The sequence below is a fragment of the Sphingobium lactosutens genome (assembly GCF_013393185.1).
Taxonomy (GTDB): domain Bacteria; phylum Pseudomonadota; class Alphaproteobacteria; order Sphingomonadales; family Sphingomonadaceae; genus Sphingobium; species Sphingobium lactosutens_A.
On sequence record NZ_QJQX01000054.1, the window covers coordinates 195,968 to 211,610 of the forward strand.

The following is a 15,643-nucleotide window of genomic DNA, read 5'->3' on the forward strand; positions in this document are numbered from 1 at the left end:
CTGCCTCTCCTCGCGTTCGACGCGCGAGGAGAGGCAGGATGGACCAGCAACTGAAACCCGCAGAGACATTGGCGGCCGGCCGCAAGCCGGCCTTCCCCGGCGAAAGCGACGCCTATCGCGACGCCCGCACCGCCCTGCTCGTGGAGGAGATCGAATTTCGCCGCCACATGACCCGCCTCGTCGAACAGCGTCAGGCGCTGCCGCCCGGGCCGCTGATCGCCAAGGACTATCGATTCAAGGACGAACAGGGGTTCGAGGTCGGCCTGTCCGACCTGTTCGGCGACAAGAATGTGCTCGTCACCTATTACTGGATGTACGGCCCGGAACGGGAGCGGCCCTGCCCGATGTGCACCAATTGGGTCGGATCGGTCGACGGCAATGCTGCCGACATCAAGCAGCGCGTCGCCTACAAGATATTGGGCCGCAGCCCGGTCGAACGGCAATTCGCCTTTGCGCAGGAGCGGGGATGGCGCAACACCAACTTCATCCAGACGATCGGCGACGATTATGCCAATGACCTTGGCCTGCTCCAGCCCAACGGCGAATATCCCGCGCTGGTCGTGTTCCGGAAGGACGATGACGGCATCCGCCTCTTCTGGATGAGCGAGATGACGGGGGAAATGGCCGATCCGGGGCAGGATCCCCGCGACGCGCCCGACATCGCCTCGCTCTGGTCGATCCTCGATCTGACGCCCGAAGGCCGGCCGCCGATCTGGTATCCGAAATTGCGCTACTGAAAAGGGGCGGTGTCGCCACCGCCCCTTTCATCGTTCAGCGCGCGCCCTCGGCGTAATAGCGCTCCATGTCGAGCCGCATCTGGTGCAGCGCTTCCGGGTTCAGATAGACCATGTGGCCCGCCGGATAATATTTGAACTGGAGATTCTGGCGCAGCTGCGGCTCCAGCATCATGTGCTTGAGGTCGCGCTCGGTCGAGAAGAAAGGCGTCGCCATATCGTACCAGCCATTCAGGGACAGCACGCGCAGATGCGGGTTGGTGCGCATCGCGGCGCTGAGGTCGGCGGTCACGTCCGCGACATTCTGCTTGCCGCCTTCGGGGGGCGTGTGGCTCCAGTCCCACTTGAAGTCGCCGCCCTCCCGCGCGCTCAAACGGTAGGACAGGTCGGTCTTGTAGCCGATCTGGCGCGTCACCTGATCCAGGAAGCTGCCGACATAGAGGCCGGTGATCCCAGTGCTCGACGGATCAAATTCCGGCTCCTCGCCCGCCGCGTCGGCATCGATGCCCTTGTATCGGCTGTCGAAGCGGCCGATCGTCTCATGCCCGTCGCGCAGCAATTCCTTGCGAAAGCGCGACAGGCTGACGCGCAGGTTGGCGCGCTTCAGATAATCGACCGACAGGCCGGTGAACCGGCTCAGTTGCTGGGCGATCTGGTCGGTTTCCTCCGCGGTGATGTCCGACCCCTTCAGCAGCGCGGTGGCATAAGGACCATTGGCGAACTGGCGCGATTCCTCGACAAAGGCTTCCAGGCTGGCCGGGCGGCCGCCAGGCACGCGGTTATGATACCAGGCGGTGGCGGCATAGCTCGGCAGATAGCCGACATGGATCGCGTCGAAGCCCGACTGGCGCACGCCATAATTCATGATCGACGACAGCAGCACCACGCCGTTCAGCGCCAGCCCGCGATCCTCCAGCTGATAGGCGAGCGCGCCCGACCGCGTCGTGCCATAGCTTTCGCCGAAAATATATTTGGGCGACGCCCAGCGGCCATTCTTCGTCGTATAGCGGATGATCGCCTTGGCGAAGGCGTCCACATCGCCATCGACGCTGTAGAAGTCGGACGGCTTGGCGTCGCCCAGGATGCGCGAATAGCCCGAACCGATCGTGTCGAGGAACACCATGTCGGTACTGCCGATCAGGCTGTCATTGTTCGGGCCGACGTCGAAGGGCGCGGGCTTCACCGCTTCGGGATTGCTGGTGCGCACATGTTCGGGCGCGAAGCTGCCCATGCGCAACCAGAGCGAGGAGGAGCCGGGGCCGCCATTGTAGAAGAAGGTGACGGGGCGGTTCTTACCGGCGGCCGTATAGGCGGTGTAGAACATGCTCGCGACCGGCTTGCCCTTTTCGTCGCGAATGGTGAGCGTGCCGGCGGTCTGGGTGTAGGGAATGGACTTGCCATCGACGCGGGCCGTGCCCTTGCTGCTCTGGGTGACTTCCTCCACCGGCGCGCTGGCCCAGTTGGCCGCGACCTCTTCGGCCACCTTGTCGGCATGTTGTTTCGCGGCGTCGGGCGCGTCCTTCTGCGCAAGGGCAGAGGAGGCGAGGGCAATGAGGGAGGCGAAGGACAGGATAGCGGCAGACCGCATCGGGGAAGGCTCCTTGCAAGGATATGGTATATTATTGGCGACGGGCCGCACCATAGAAAGGTCGGCCCGTGCGGCAAGGAGATATTGCGCTTTCGTAAAGCAAGTGGGCTTTGGGTGGACACATAGCCTAAGCCCCTTCCTTGAAAGGGAGGGGAGAAGGAAGGTCCGCTTCTGCCCGACAGCCGCGTTTAGCCTTCGCGCAGCGCCTCGATCACCGCCGCCACATCCTCATCGCTATTATAGACATGCGGCGAAAAGCGGATCGCCGCCTCACCGCCGACCTTCGACGCGGCGGTGGCGATCTTTGCCTGCCACAGCTTCGCGCGCATCGCGCCGACGTCGCGGCCGGGGAAGGCGACGGTGATGACCGGCCCGGTAATCGCCGCCACGCCGCTACCGAAGGGCTTCGCCCCCGCCACGCCCGCCAGCGCCTGCCGCATCGACGTCCCGCGTTCGCGCGCCGCCTGCTCGATCGCGGCCTCGCCCACGCCGTCCAGTATGTCCAGCGTCGCCGCCACCGCCATCAGCCGGGGATCGTCGCGCTGGCCCAATATCTCGTACTTCTGCGCCGTATCGAGGTTTGCTGGATCGGTCAGCCAATAGCCATGGCTCATCATGATCGGCTGGAGTTCCGCCTGCCGCTCGCGCTTCACATAAAGGATGCCGCCCTCCAGCGGTCCCATCAGCCATTTGTGCGTGCTGCCCGAATAGCTGTCGACCCCCAGCGCGGCGAGGTCCAACTGCATCCAGCCGAAACCCTGCGCGCCGTCGGCGTGCAGCCAGATATTCCGCGACCGGGCGAGCTTCGCGATCTCGGCGATCGGATAGACGATGCCGGTGATATTGCTCATGTGCGACAGGAAGATCGCCTTCGTATCGGGCGTCACCGCGGCGGCGATGCCATCCAGCAGTTCCTGCGGCGACTTCGCCTCGACCGGCGCCGGCACGACATGCAGGTCCAGTCCCTCGCGTTCGGCCCGCAGCTTCCAACTGTCCCAGGTCGACGGATGATTATGGTCCGTCAGGATGATCCGGTCGCCAGCCTTGAGCGCCAGCCCGCGCACCGCGACCGTATTGGCCTCGCTCGCATTGCGGACCAGCGCGATCTCCTCCGCCGTCACTTTCAGCCGCCTGGAGATCCGCTCGCGTAGCGCATCGGCGGTTTTCGGATAGAGCGCGCGCCGCTCGATCGACGGGTCCATCTGGAAGGCGCGCGTCTCCCTTTCATGCACCGCCGCCACGCTGCGGAAGGTCGGGGCGATATTGGCCGCGTTGAAATAGCGGATCGCGGGATCGAGCAGCATCGCCTCACGGAGCGTCGGCCGCCCCGCCGCGCTCAGCATCTGCGGCGTCAGCGCCAGCGGCGCGGCGACGGCGGCCGCCTGCATCAGGGTACGGCGGCTGATAAGCGGGCTGTCGGTCATGGGGCGTCTTCTCCTCTGGCAGATCGTTCGACGGATCGCGCGACCCAACCCGCCATGTCGTCCTTACCCTTGCCGCAGCGCGGCATTTCCTGTAGGGGCGCGCCCGAAGCCTCTGCGCGACCCCGTGTCGGCCAGGGGAGCCCATATCCCGAAGGCCCAACATGTCCCTGCGTAATATCGCGATCATCGCGCACGTCGACCATGGCAAGACCACGCTCGTCGACCAGCTTTTCCGCCAGTCCGGCACCTTCCGCGACAACCAGCGCGTCGAAGAGCGCGCCATGGACTCCAACGACCTGGAAAAGGAGCGCGGTATCACCATCCTGGCGAAGCCGACCTCGGTCGAGTGGACGCCGCCCGCCGGTGGCGAACCGGTCCGCATCAACATCGTCGACACGCCCGGCCACGCCGACTTCGGCGGTGAAGTCGAACGCATCCTCTCCATGGTCGACGGTGTCGTCCTGCTGGTCGATTCGTCGGAAGGCGCGATGCCGCAGACGAAGTTCGTGACCGGCAAGGCCCTTGCTCTCGGCCTGAAGCCCATCGTCGTCGTCAATAAGGTCGACCGTCCCGACGAGCGTATCCAGGAAGTGCTGGACGAAGTGTTCGACCTGTTCGTGTCGCTCGATGCGACCGATGAACAGCTCGACTTCCCCGTCCTCTACGCGTCGGGCCGCAACGGCTACGCCAATGACGACGCCTCGCTGCGTTCGGGCACGCTGCAGCCGCTGTTCCAGAAGATCGTCGACCATGTGCCGCCGCCGGCGCTCGACGTTGACGCGCCCTTCACCTTCCTGGTGACGCTGCTCGACCGCGACAATTTCCTCGGTCGCGTCCTGACCGGCCGCGTGACCAGCGGTCGCGTGAAGGTCAATCAGGCGATCCACGCGCTCGACATGGACGGCAATGTGATCGAAACCGGCCGCGCGTCGAAGATCATGTCCTTCCGTGGCCTCGACCGCGTTCCCGTCGACGAAGCGCAGGCGGGCGACATCATCTCGCTCGCCGGCCTTGCCGTCGCGACCGTGGCGAACACCATCGCCGATACGTCGGTCAGCGAACCGATCCAGGCCCAGCCGATCGATCCGCCGACCCTGTCGATGCGCTTTGCGGTCAATGATTCGCCCATGGCCGGCCGTGAAGGCAGCAAGGTCACGAGCCGCATGATCCGCGACCGTCTGGAGCGCGAAGCCGAATCCAACGTCGCCATCAAGGTGACGGAGAGCGAGGACAAGGACAGCTTCGAAGTCGCCGGCCGCGGCGAACTGCAACTGGGCGTGCTCATCGAAACGATGCGCCGCGAAGGCTTCGAACTGGGCATCTCGCGTCCGCGCGTGCTGTTCGGCGAAGACGAGAATGGCGGCAAGACCGAGCCGTATGAAACCGTCATGATCGACGTCGATGACGAATTTTCCGGCACCGTCGTCGAGAAGATGAACATCCGCAAGGCCGAGATGACCGACATGCGTCCCTCGGGCGGCGGCAAGACCCGCATCACCTTCTCCGCGCCCTCGCGCGGCTTGATCGGCTATCATGGCGAATTCCTGTCCGACACGCGCGGCACCGGCATCATGAACCGCCTGTTCGAGAAATATGGTCCCCACAAGGGCAAGATCGAGGGCCGCAAGAACGGCGTTCTGATTTCGAACGGCGCGGGCGAGGCCAATGCCTATGCGCTGGGTCCGCTGGAAGAACGCGGCGTGCTGATGGTGGGCGTGGGCGAAGCGCTCTACGAAGGCATGATCATCGGCGAAAATGCCAAGACCGAAGACCTCGAAGTCAACCCGATGAAGTCGAAGGCGCTGACCAACTTCCGCGCGTCGGGCAAGGACGACGCCGTCCGCCTGACTCCGCCGTGGAAGATGACGCTGGAACAGGCCATCGCCTATATCGACGACGATGAACTGGTCGAAGTGACGCCCAAGACCATCCGTCTGCGCAAGCGCTACCTCGATCCGAACGAGCGCAAGCGCATGAGCCGCGCCAAGGCGGCCTGATGTTTCAGGTCGCCCGGCCGGGCACGGCCTGATGTTTCAGGTCGCCCAGCCGGGCACGGCCTGATCATGCCTCCCCGGGCTTGCCGGGGGAGGGACTGGACGGAGGGGCAGGGGCGCAATGCGTCCCCGCCCTTTTCTTTTTGTTGAAGGAGCCATCATGGCCGATCTCTATCTCAAGGCCCTGACCTCCGAGCGCCGCGCTCTATGGGCCGAATGTCGCCTCAAGGGGCTGGCCAAGGACACGCCGCAGCGTCTGCGCATCGTCGAGATCGACGCCCTGCTGGCGGCGCACAAGGCCCGGCAGGACGGCAAGTCCGGCGCCTGAACCGATGCCCGAATCGACGGCGTGACAGGTCCGCAGGCTATCCGATTGCGTTTGCGCGCCCTGTCGTGTCACTTTGGACCCCGGCGCACACCGAATCGCAACCTTGGTTTGACACAAAGGGTTGGGTGGCTGGATCTTCCGGTGCTGGTGGTTCGGTCGGTGGCAGGGGGCTCACGCAGGGAGGAATGACGGAGTGGCGGAAACCCTTCCGGCCTTGAGCGAGGGGGAAAAGCAGTGCCTGCGGCTGGTCGCCCAGGGCTTCAATTCCAAGGAAATCGCGCGCCAGCTCCATGTGTCGGAGCATACGGTCGATCAGCGCGTGCGCACCAGCCTGCGCAAGTTCGGCGTCCCGTCGCGCAAGGAAGCGGCGCGTCTGTTCGTCTCCGGGGAACATGGCCATGGCCAGAACGGCGCATATCAGCCCTTGATATATCAACCGGAGCCGCTTGCCTCCGATCCCGATCCTGCGTCATTCCTTGCTCAGCCGGACAGGCCGGATGAGCAGACGGAGCAATCCACCTTTCTGCGTCGCATCCTGGCTTTCGGCCCGCCGCTCGGGGGATCGACCAATGAACTGAGTATCGATGGCCGCATATTGGCGATGATCCGCGCTGCGGTTCTCACCGGTGTCGGCGTCATCACTCTGCTGCTGCTCATTGCCGGGGCCTTCAAGGCGCTGGGTTGATCTTTCCAGAAAGACCATGCTGACAACGCACCGCCGGACGGCGTCGTGCGAAGGAGAAGACTTGTGCTTAACCTCGATACCGTCAAGACCCAGGCCGTCGCCGACCAGACCCGCCAGACCTTCGCCGCGATGGACAGCGCGCTGCTCGACGCCGCGCAGCTCACCACCGCCTTCCTGTCGGCTGCGCAGGGGTCCGGGCTGACCGCCAGCGAGAGCCAGCGCATCCTCCAGCGCATCCATGAGGGCGCCGGCAAGATCATCGAAGGGCGCAGCGACATGATCCGCGCGACCGCCCTGCTGACCCGTTGCCTGGAACATAGCCAGATCGACGTGACGGCCGTGGGCTGCCCGCTGGGCATGGACGCACCCGCCCAGGACGAAACGCCGCGTCACCTCACCCTGGTCGCCTGACCGGGGCACGCCGCCAGCATTGGCATTGCCATGACTCTCCCCCTCAATTGGAAATGCAGATGCTGGCGGCTTTTTTTTGGCTCCTGACTCTCTTCGCCTGTGCCTTCGCCATGGTCTATGGCGGCAGGGACGGGCGATGGTTCACGCTCGTCTTCCTTCTCAGCGTGCTGCTGACCATGCCGGCGCAACTCGCCGGCTCCTGGCACGGCACGCAATTCTGGCTGACGATCGTCGATATGCTGCTGCTTGTCGGCTTGGTGTGGCTGATGCTGCGCAGTGACAGCTATTGGCCGATCTGGGCGGCTGCGAGCCAGCTGATGACGGTGCTGACCCATATCGTGACCCTCCTTCTGCACGGCTTTTCGGACCGGATCTATGAAGGGCTGAGTACGGTCTGGGTCATTCCGCTGCTGCTGTTCGCGATTATCGGCATCGAACTCGACCGGAAAACGCCCCATGACCATCCATATTCCGCCTGAACGCACCGCGCCCAGCCAGGAAGCGGTCGACCTGGTGGTTGCGCTGCAACGCTGCCTGAACAATTTTCACGCCCGCAAGGAAGAGCCTGCGATCCTCGATGGGGAAGGCAGCGAACAACTCGCCGCGCTTGCCCGCTATCTGGACGCGCGGCGGGCGCGGTCGATGCTGTTTGGCCAGAATCTCTTCTCGGATCCGGCCTGGGACATATTGCTGCTGCTCTATCAGGGCGAACTGGAACGGCGCGCGCTGACGCTGGAGCAGCTCAGCGAGACGCTGCGCCTGTCGCTGAGCACGGTCGTCGGGCAGGTCGGCGTCATGGAACGGCGCGGCCTGCTGGATGAACATCGCACCTCCCCCAACAGCCGGCGGCGGCGTGCGCTGCGCCTGTCGCCGCTGGCGATGGATGCGATGGCCTCCTGGCTTTCGCTCGCCTTCGACGGAAACTGAAGGATCGTCAGCGCGCCTGCGGCAGGGTGAGGCTGGCGCGCAATCCGCCCCCGGTGCGATTGGTGAAGGCCAGCCGTCCGCCATGGCTGTCGGCAATGTTCCGGGCGATCGCCAGGCCCAGGCCGACGCCGCCCGTCTCCCGGTTGCGGGAGGCTTCGCCCCGGTAGAAGGGTTCGCACAGCCGCTCGATCGCGGCTTCCGGCACGCCCGGTCCTTCATCCTCGACCGATACGCTCGCCCGCCCGCCGGCAACGGCGATGGCGATCCGCGCCGCCCCGCCATAGCGCACCGCATTTTCCACCAGATTGCCGATGCACCGCCGCAGCGCCAGCGTGTCGCCCTGCACCACCGCCCGTTCGCTTTGCGTCACGACCACATCCTGCCCCATGTCGGCCAGGTCGTCGGCCAGCGTCTCAACGATGGCGCTCAGGTCGATCCGGACCCGCGCCGCATTGTCGGTCCCCTCGCGCATGAAATCGAGCAGGGTCGTGACCATCGCCCGCATCTCCTCGACATCGGCCTGCGCCTTGGCACGCGGGCCGTCGGGCAACTGTTCCAGCCGGAAAGACAGGCGGGTCATCGGCGTGCGCAGGTCGTGGGCGATCGCGACCAGCATCGCGGTGCGTTCGTTGAGATAATCGGCAATGCGCGCGCGCATGTGATTATAGGCCGCGCCCACCGCGCGCACTTCCGGCGGGCCGGTCAGCGGCAATGGCTCCGCGCGCTCGGGCCGCTCGGTCGCGGCGCCCTCCGCCAGGCGGCGGATCGGCTGGGTGATGCGGCGCGCCACCCAATAGGCAGGCAGCAGCAGCAGGATGAAGATACCGGCCATCAGCGACAGGGTGATGGCATACCAGCGCAGATTGGCCCCCTGCCAGGCCTGGATCACGGTCCAGCCCGCGTCCGTGCGCTGGGCGACGACGAAGGCGCGGAACAGGGCGGACCGGTCGCGGTCCAGCTGGGGCGGCGCCGGGGCTTCGCGCATCGATGCGGGCGGGCGCTCGCGCAGCAGGCGGATGTCGCCGGCCGGCACGCCCAGCAGGGCGGCGACCTGCGCTCCGGCATAGTGATCGGTCTCCTGCCCGGAATCGGGGACGGGTGCGCGGTCGGAATGATAGCGCGTGACGCTCCAGGCGGACGCGGAAGGGCCGGCATCGTTGCGCAGCAGTTGCGCCGCCTCGGGCAGGAACATCGGCCGGGCGTGGGGGGGCGGACCGCGAAAGGCGACCAGCATCATCGCGCCCAGCGCGAGCAGCAGGGTCGCCGCCACCAATGCGACAATGCGGGTCAGGATCGACGGGTTCAGGCGATCAAGACGCGCATTCACGCCGGGCGGACCTCGGCGGTGAACATATAGCCTTCGTTGCGGATGGTGCGGACCAACTCGTCGGCGCCATCGCCCCGCGCGCCACGCTCCAGCTTGCGGCGCAGGCGACTGACCTGCACGTCGATCGCGCGGTCATAGCTTTCGCTCTCGCTGCCGGCCGAATAATCGAGCAGCTGGTCGCGGCTCAGCACTCGGCGCGGATGCTCGATGAAGGCGCGCAACAGGCGGAACTCGCCATCGGTCAGCGTCACCACGACATTGTCGGGATCAGTCAGCAGCCGCGCGCCCATGTCCATCTGCCAGCCGGCAAAGCGCAGCCTCTGGCCCCCCGCCGCCGGTTCATCGGCGGCGTTCCGGCGATGGCGGCGCAGCACGGTGCGGATACGGGCGAGCAGTTCGCGCGGATTGCACGGCTTGGGCAGATAATCCTCCGCCCCCATTTCCAGCCCGACGATCCGGTCGACATCGCTGCCGATGGCCGACAGCATGATGATCGGCAGTCCGCCGCGCGCGGACAGGCGGCGCAGGATCGATAACCCGTCCTCGCCCGGCATCATCACGTCGAGCACGGCAATGTCGAAATCTTGGACGGCAATGGCGCGGTCCATGCCCACACCGTCCCCCACCGCCGTCACGGCAAATCCATGTTGTTCCAGAAAATCGGACAGAAGCGCGCGGATGTCCGCGTCGTCATCGACCACCAATATGCGTGAACCATCCATCGTGACGGGCAGCATATCGGGTGAAGGGGTCAGCTGCAAAGTCATCCGCGCCATTCCTGTCATATTCATGCGGTCAGATCGCCAGCCCGACCGTCACCGTGCCGGTGAAGCCGTTCGTGATGTCGCCGGTCATGGTCGGCGTCATCGCGGCGATCTGCGCTGAGCTATTGTCGCCGAACACATTGTCGCTGCTGGTCGTGATCTTCGCGAAGTTGGTCTTGCTGCTGCTGTAGCCGCTGGTGGCATAGACAGTGTTGCAGGCGTCCGTCGGCATGGCGAATTGCGATGTCAGCACGCGGTTGGTGTAGCTGGTCGCCCGCGCCAGGCTGGGATAGACCTCGAAATGGATATGGGGGAAGCGCCCGTCATAGCAGCCGGGGAAGATGCTGGTGAAGGTTATTTGCCCATTGGCATCGGTCACGCCCACGCCGCGCAGATAATTTTCGCCCGGCACGGTGTAGAGCGAATAGAGCCCGTCACGGGTACAGTGCCAGATATAGACGGCATAACCCTCCAGCGCCGCGCAGCCGCTGTTGACGTTCACCACAGTGATGGTGAGCGTCATGGTGATGCCATCCGCAGTGCCGGAGAAGGAACCGAAGCTGGACCGGATGTCGGTGCGCACGATGCCCGTGTCGTCCAGCACATTGACCACATTGCCATTGCTGCTGTTGGACCCGTCCGCCGGATAAGGGCCGTTGGTTTCTTCGGGATCGGTGACGCAGCTGCCCGACGATGTCGGCGTGGGAGTGGGCGTCGGGGTTGGCGTGGGAGTCGGCGTCGCGGTTGACGTCGAACTGCTGCTGCCGGAGCTGCCACCGCCGCCGCAGGCGCCGATCAGCGCCGCGCCGCTCGCTGAAAAGAGCAGGCGCAGCGTCCGCCGCCGCCCGATAGTCTCGCGCGCCAGTTCGCGCATCCGTTCCAGATCGTGCATCAACCCATGGTCATGGGGTTCGCTACCCTGCGTCATCCCGCTTCCGCCTCTTCTTCTGTCTGTTTGCAGACCCTCGATGATGCGGATAGAGGATGGATATATCCGGGCGATTGCCCAATGTAGCGGCTTTGTAGCAGGGGTTAAGTGCAGCAAAGTTCTGGCTTCCCCGCGTCGCGGTCCATATAGTCGCGCCGTTTGTCATTTCCCGCGAAAGCGCTTCATGCATCTTCTCATCGGCCTAGCCGGCATTCTCCTGATCCTTGCCATCGCCTTCGCCCTCTCCTCCGACCGCCGCGCCATCAAGCCGCGGGTCGTGGGCGCAGCCTTCCTGCTGCAGGCGGGAATCGCGATGCTGGTCCTTTATGTCCCGGCCGGGCGCGCCATCATCGGCGGCATGTCGCATGGGGTCGCCAATCTGCTCGGCTATGCGCAGGCGGGCACCAATTTCATCTTCGGCCCGCTGGCCAAGCCCGAAATCGGCGGCGCCAGCTTCGCCATCGCCGCGCTGCCGGTCATCATCTTCTTCGCCAGTCTGGTGTCGATCCTTTATTATCTGGGGATCATGCAGTTCATCGTCCGCTGGGTTGGCGGCGCGATCGAAAAGGTGACGGGCGTGTCGAAGGTCGAAAGCCTGTGTGCGGCCGCCAATATATTCGTCGGGCAGAGCGAAAGCCCGCTCGTCATCCGCCCCTATCTGGCCGGCCTCAACGGGCCGCAGCTGTTCGCGGTGATGACCAGCGGCATGGCGGGCGTCGCAGGCACCATCCTCGCCGCCTATGCCTCCATGGGGATCAAGATCGACTATCTGCTCGCCGCCAGCTTCATGTCCGCGCCCGGCGGCCTGCTGATGGCCAAGATCATGATGCCCGACCAGCCGGAATGCGAACCCGAACTGCCGTTGGAAGATGACATCCACCTGCCCGAAACCCGTCGCAGCGCGGCCGGCCCGGCGGCGCTGAACGCGGAAACCACGCCGGGCGAACCCATGCCGGTCGCCACCCATGACGAGGAAAAGCCCGCCAACATCATCATGGCTGCGGCGCAGGGCGCGCAGACCGGCGTGAAGCTGGCAGTCGCGGTTGGGGCGATGGTGCTGGCCTTCGTCGCGCTGGTGGCGCTGGCGAACGGCATCCTCGCCGGTATCGGCAGCTGGTTCGGCTATCCCGACCTCAGCTTCCAAATGCTGCTTGGCTATGTCTTCTCGCCGGTCATGTATCTGCTTAACATCCCATGGGCCGAAGCGCAGGTGGCGGGCGGCCTGTTCGGCACCAAGGTCGTGCTCAACGAATTCGTCGCCTACATCAACCTCGGCCAGGTCCAGGGCCAGCTATCGCCCGCGACCATCGCTGTCATCACCTTCGCGCTGTGCGGCTTCGCCAATTTCAGCTCGATCGCGATCCAGATGGCCGTAACCGGTAACCTCGCCCCCAACCAGCGGCCGATGATCGCCAAGCTGGGTTTGAAGGCGCTGGTCGCCGGCAGCCTCGCCAATCTGATGAGCGCGGCGCTGGCCGGCCTGATGCTAAGCCTCTGATCCAAATCGGCATGCACCCGTAACGGAAGGCCTACCGCTCGGGTTCATAATCCGTTATGGTTAACTCATGGGGGCTAAAGCTTTTTTCGTGGTCGCGCTTGCGGCCTTGGGTTGGTCGGGCATGGGCGCCGCGCAGGCGCCAAGGCCCGGCACGTTGGAAACCTACAGGGACTGGACCATCGGTTGCGACAATCGCAACCGATGCGAAGCCGTGTCGCTGCTGCCCGATGGCGGGGCGTGGCCGGACAACCCGGTGATGATCGGCGTGGCGCGCAGCGCCGGGCCGGACGCGGCGGCGGAAGTCTGGGTCAGTCGCGACGCCAAGGGCGGCGGGGAGGTCAGCTTCCTTGTCGACGGGCGCAAGATCGTCAGCATCCCCAGCAAGGATGGCGAAGCGACCCTGCGCGGGCCGCAGGCCGCCGCACTCGCCATCGCCATGGCGCGCGGCAGCCTGCTGGAGGTGCGCGCGGGCAATCGTGTCCTGGGCCGTCCCTCGCTCGCTGGATCGGGGGCTGCGCTGCGCTACATGGATGCGCGGCAGGGGCGAGCCGGCACCAGCACCGCGCTGGTCGCGACCGGCGCGCTCGGACCGCTCGCGGTGCGCGCCGCGCCCGCCACGCCGGAAATCCGCCGCATGCCCACCCCGGCAGGCGCCGCACCGGTCGCGCTCTGGCGCGAGGAACTGACCGCTCTCGGCAAATTCACTGGCTGCACCGACGAAATCCGCAGCGGCCCGCAGACGCCCGAACTCCACCGCCTGTCGAAGACCGAGACGCTGATCCTCGTCCCCTGTGGCAATGGCGCCTATAATTTCACGTCCATCCCTGTCATCGCCACCGGCATTGCCGGCCGCCGCGCCTTCCGCCTTGCCAGATTCGACTATAAGCCGGGCTGGAGCGAGGAAGAATCCAAGCCCATGCTCGTCAATGCCGGCTGGGTCGCGGACAAATCGCTGCTCCAAAGCTTCGCCAAGGGCCGCGGCATCGGCGATTGCGGCGGCAGCGAAACCTATGTCTGGGACGGCGCCCGCTTCCGCCTGACCGAAGCGACCAGCATGGGCGAATGTCGTGGCGCCTGGCACTGGATCACCACCTGGTCCGCGCGGGTGGTGGAGTAGTTCCAATAGAGCATGATAGGTTCATATTGAATCGGATCATGCTCTAATTTTTCTTTGTTTTCCGCATTTTCTGAGCCAGCAGATGTTACCGTCTGCTTCGAAAATGCTCTAGTTCCGTTCGTTCCGAGCTTGTCGAGAAACGGATAGCGCTCCGCCCGCCTTGCCGCATCCGGCGGGGCAGCTTCCGCACGATGCAATCGCCCGGCTGCGCTTTGCAATGGAAACGTTACTATTGGCCGCCCATATTGCAGTCATGGCTTCCTCTCCCCGCCAATCCGCCCCTTCGACCATATCCTCGACCCTGCCGGACCCGATCCGCGCCGTCATCTTCGACATGGACGGCACGCTGATCGATACCGAGGCCGCGCATCGCCGCGCCTTTGCCGAAACCGGGCTGGCGCTGGGCTGGCCGATGGCGGACGACCTGCTCCTCTCGATGGTCGGCATCCATCGCGACGAAAATGAGCGGATGCTGGCCGCGCACCTGGGGCCGGACTTCCCGCTGGCGCGCTTCTACGCCGACAGCGACGCGCTGTTCGAGGCGGCGGTCGATGCCGGCATCCCGCTGCGTCCCGGCGCGCTGCTGCTGCTCGACCATCTGGCGCGCGGCGGTATCCCGATGGCGCTCGCCACCTCCACCGCCGCGCCCTATGCGCAGCAGCGGCTGGAGAAGAGCGGCCTGCTCCATTATTTCGACGTGATCGTCACCCGCAGCGAAGTGGAACGACCCAAGCCGCACCCCGAACCCTATCTGCTGGCGGCCCATCGGCTGGGCGTCGACCCCGCCTTCTGCGTCGCGGTGGAGGACAGCCATGCCGGCGTCCGATCGGCAACGGCGGCGGGTATCGCCACGGTCATGGTCCCCGACCTGCTCCCCCCGACCGAGGAACTGGTCCTCGCCTGCGCCCGGATACTGCCCAGCCTGACCGACCTGCGCGACCTGCTGCTCGCGACCGACTAACCTGCTTCGGCCAGCACCAGCGTAAACAGCCCCTCGGCGTCGGTCCATTCGCGTACCGGCTCCCATCCGCCCGCGCGCAGCAGCAGCCGTTCATCGCGCGCGCCATATTTGTGGCTGCTCTCGGTATGGATCGTCTCGCCCGGCGCCATGCGGAAACATTGGCCCGCGACATGGAAATGGAGCGGCCGCACTGCCTCCAGATGCATTTCGATCCGCGCCTTTTCGTCATTCCAGACCGCGCGATGGGCAAAGCCGTCGACCGGCAGGTCGCCCTCCAGCTCGCGATTGATCCGTTCGACAAGATTGAGATTGAACGCCGCCGTCACCCCCGCCGCATCGTCATAGGCGGACACCAGCCGTGCCCGATCCTTTATCCGGTCCATGCCGATCAGCAGCATCGCCTCGCGCCCTAGCAACCGCCGCATGGCGCGCAACAGGTCGACGGCTGCGTCCGGTTCCATATTGCCGATCGTCGATCCGGGGAAGAAGCCCAGCCGGGGCAGCCCCTCGACCGCCTTGGGCAGTTCCAGCGGCCCATTGAAATCGCCGACCAGCGGCAGCACCGGCAGGTCGGGAAAGGCCTGCGCCAGGTCCGCGCTGCTCGCGCGCAGGAAATCGCCGCTGATGTCGATCGGCACATAGGCGGCCGGCTGGATCGCGCGCAGCAAATGCGGCGTCTTGCGCGCGCTTCCCGCGCCGAACTCCACCACCGCGCGCCCTTCGCCGATCGCGGCCGCTAAATCCGCGCCATGCGCCTTCAGCAACGCCGTCTCGGTGCGCGTGGGATAATATTCGGGCAGGTCGGTGATCGCCTCGAACAGTTCCGACCCGCGCCGGTCGTAAAACCAGATGGGCGGCGTCGCCTTGGGGCTGCGCGAAAGCCCCTCGATGATGTCGCGGCGAAAGGCAGGATCGATGGCGCGCGTCCGCGCGGGCGCTTCGTCGGTCAGCAGCATG

Annotated in this window: 16 protein-coding genes; 10 read left to right on the top strand and 6 right to left on the bottom strand. The window is 65.5% G+C overall.

Going from position 1 to position 15,643, the window contains the following annotated elements; genetic code table 11:
* Window positions 1-38 precede the first annotated feature (38 nt).
* Window positions 39-737 (top strand): DUF899 family protein, encoded by a 699-nt coding sequence (locus DM806_RS14890; RefSeq protein WP_179043961.1) that lies wholly within the window; start codon window positions 39-41, stop codon window positions 735-737.
* Between the two features lie 34 nt (window positions 738-771).
* Here DM806_RS14890 and DM806_RS14895 read toward each other — a convergent pair whose 3' ends face one another.
* Entirely contained in the window at window positions 772-2,322 is a 1,551-nt protein-coding gene (locus DM806_RS14895) for a S10 family peptidase (protein ID WP_179043962.1), read from the bottom strand.
* Between the two features lie 188 nt (window positions 2,323-2,510).
* A complete protein-coding gene (locus DM806_RS14900) occupies window positions 2,511-3,746 on the bottom strand; it encodes an aminotransferase class V-fold PLP-dependent enzyme (protein ID WP_179043963.1) in 1,236 nt (411 codons plus the stop codon).
* 161 nt (window positions 3,747-3,907) lie between these two features.
* On the opposite strand from DM806_RS14900, the gene typA reads away from it, so the two are divergent.
* The 6 genes from typA to DM806_RS14930 all read left to right on the top strand — a co-directional run bounded on the left by typA (window position 3,908) and on the right by DM806_RS14930 (window position 8,091).
* Window positions 3,908-5,743: a translational GTPase TypA gene (gene typA, locus DM806_RS14905; RefSeq protein WP_179043964.1), complete on the top strand. Its 1,836-nt coding sequence runs from the start codon at window positions 3,908-3,910 to the stop codon at window positions 5,741-5,743.
* Window positions 5,744-5,900: 157 nt separating this feature from the next.
* A complete protein-coding gene (locus tag DM806_RS14910) occupies window positions 5,901-6,068 on the top strand; it encodes a hypothetical protein (protein WP_179043965.1) in 168 nt (55 codons plus the stop codon).
* A 193-nt stretch (window positions 6,069-6,261) separates the two neighbouring features.
* Window positions 6,262-6,753, top strand: coding sequence for a LuxR C-terminal-related transcriptional regulator (locus tag DM806_RS14915; protein WP_179043966.1), 492 nt, complete (start codon window positions 6,262-6,264; stop codon window positions 6,751-6,753).
* A 63-nt stretch (window positions 6,754-6,816) separates the two neighbouring features.
* Complete coding sequence (locus DM806_RS14920) at window positions 6,817-7,164, top strand: hypothetical protein (protein WP_179043967.1); 348 nt, start codon at window positions 6,817-6,819, stop codon at window positions 7,162-7,164.
* A 59-nt stretch (window positions 7,165-7,223) separates the two neighbouring features.
* A complete protein-coding gene (locus tag DM806_RS14925) occupies window positions 7,224-7,643 on the top strand; it encodes a hypothetical protein (protein ID WP_179043968.1) in 420 nt (139 codons plus the stop codon).
* Window positions 7,621-8,091 (top strand): MarR family transcriptional regulator, encoded by a 471-nt coding sequence (locus DM806_RS14930; RefSeq protein ID WP_179043969.1) that lies wholly within the window; start codon window positions 7,621-7,623, stop codon window positions 8,089-8,091. Before DM806_RS14925 ends, DM806_RS14930 begins: the two co-directional genes overlap by 23 nt.
* A gap of 7 nt (window positions 8,092-8,098) precedes the next feature.
* Here the strand turns inward: DM806_RS14930 and DM806_RS14935 are convergent, their stop codons facing one another.
* From DM806_RS14935 to DM806_RS14945, 3 genes are read right to left on the bottom strand one after another with little or no spacing between them, the layout of a single operon-like run.
* The gene (locus tag DM806_RS14935) at window positions 8,099-9,418 is read right to left on the bottom strand and encodes an ATP-binding protein (RefSeq protein WP_372859546.1); all 1,320 of its coding nucleotides are present in this window, start codon (window positions 9,416-9,418) and stop codon (window positions 8,099-8,101) included.
* The gene (locus DM806_RS14940) at window positions 9,415-10,185 is read right to left on the bottom strand and encodes a response regulator (RefSeq protein WP_256869328.1); all 771 of its coding nucleotides are present in this window, start codon (window positions 10,183-10,185) and stop codon (window positions 9,415-9,417) included. The genes DM806_RS14935 and DM806_RS14940 overlap by 4 nt, the downstream gene beginning before the upstream one ends.
* A 28-nt stretch (window positions 10,186-10,213) precedes the next feature.
* Window positions 10,214-11,110, bottom strand: coding sequence for an intradiol ring-cleavage dioxygenase (locus DM806_RS14945; RefSeq protein ID WP_179043970.1), 897 nt, complete (start codon window positions 11,108-11,110; stop codon window positions 10,214-10,216).
* Between the two features lie 184 nt (window positions 11,111-11,294).
* Between DM806_RS14945 and DM806_RS14950 the strand changes: the two genes are divergently transcribed.
* The 3 genes from DM806_RS14950 (at window position 11,295) to DM806_RS14960 (ending at window position 14,686) form a co-directional block, all read left to right on the top strand.
* The gene (locus tag DM806_RS14950; RefSeq protein ID WP_179043971.1) at window positions 11,295-12,608 is read left to right on the top strand and encodes a NupC/NupG family nucleoside CNT transporter; all 1,314 of its coding nucleotides are present in this window, start codon (window positions 11,295-11,297) and stop codon (window positions 12,606-12,608) included.
* Window positions 12,609-12,675: 67 nt separating this feature from the next.
* Window positions 12,676-13,725, top strand: a complete 1,050-nt coding sequence (locus tag DM806_RS14955) for a DUF1176 domain-containing protein (RefSeq protein ID WP_179043972.1) — start codon at window positions 12,676-12,678, stop codon at window positions 13,723-13,725.
* Window positions 13,726-13,957: 232 nt separating this feature from the next.
* Window positions 13,958-14,686 (top strand): HAD family hydrolase, encoded by a 729-nt coding sequence (locus DM806_RS14960; protein ID WP_372859547.1) that lies wholly within the window; start codon window positions 13,958-13,960, stop codon window positions 14,684-14,686.
* Here DM806_RS14960 and egtD read toward each other — a convergent pair.
* Complete coding sequence (gene egtD / locus DM806_RS14965; protein WP_179043973.1) at window positions 14,683-15,642, bottom strand: L-histidine N(alpha)-methyltransferase; 960 nt, start codon at window positions 15,640-15,642, stop codon at window positions 14,683-14,685. The genes DM806_RS14960 and egtD overlap by 4 nt on opposite strands.
* Window position 15,643 lies beyond the last annotated feature (1 nt).

Bases quoted from the DNA above. Each gene is read 5' to 3' on its own strand.
- DM806_RS14890 (WP_179043961.1), top strand. From the start codon at position 39: ATGGACCAGCAACTGAAACCCGCAGAGACATTGGCGGCCGGCCGCAAG.
- DM806_RS14895 (WP_179043962.1), bottom strand. From the start codon at position 2,322: ATGCGGTCTGCCGCTATCCTGTCCTTCGCCTCCCTCATTGCCCTCGCC.
- DM806_RS14900 (WP_179043963.1), bottom strand. From the start codon at position 3,746: ATGACCGACAGCCCGCTTATCAGCCGCCGTACCCTGATGCAGGCGGCC.
- typA (WP_179043964.1), top strand. From the start codon at position 3,908: ATGTCCCTGCGTAATATCGCGATCATCGCGCACGTCGACCATGGCAAG.
- DM806_RS14910 (WP_179043965.1), top strand. From the start codon at position 5,901: ATGGCCGATCTCTATCTCAAGGCCCTGACCTCCGAGCGCCGCGCTCTA.
- DM806_RS14925 (WP_179043968.1), top strand. From the start codon at position 7,224: ATGCTGGCGGCTTTTTTTTGGCTCCTGACTCTCTTCGCCTGTGCCTTC.
- DM806_RS14930 (WP_179043969.1), top strand. From the start codon at position 7,621: ATGACCATCCATATTCCGCCTGAACGCACCGCGCCCAGCCAGGAAGCG.
- DM806_RS14940 (WP_256869328.1), bottom strand. From the start codon at position 10,185: ATGACTTTGCAGCTGACCCCTTCACCCGATATGCTGCCCGTCACGATG.
- DM806_RS14945 (WP_179043970.1), bottom strand. From the start codon at position 11,110: ATGACGCAGGGTAGCGAACCCCATGACCATGGGTTGATGCACGATCTG.
- DM806_RS14950 (WP_179043971.1), top strand. From the start codon at position 11,295: ATGCATCTTCTCATCGGCCTAGCCGGCATTCTCCTGATCCTTGCCATC.
- DM806_RS14955 (WP_179043972.1), top strand. From the start codon at position 12,676: ATGGGGGCTAAAGCTTTTTTCGTGGTCGCGCTTGCGGCCTTGGGTTGG.
- egtD (WP_179043973.1), bottom strand. From the start codon at position 15,642: ATGCTGCTGACCGACGAAGCGCCCGCGCGGACGCGCGCCATCGATCCT.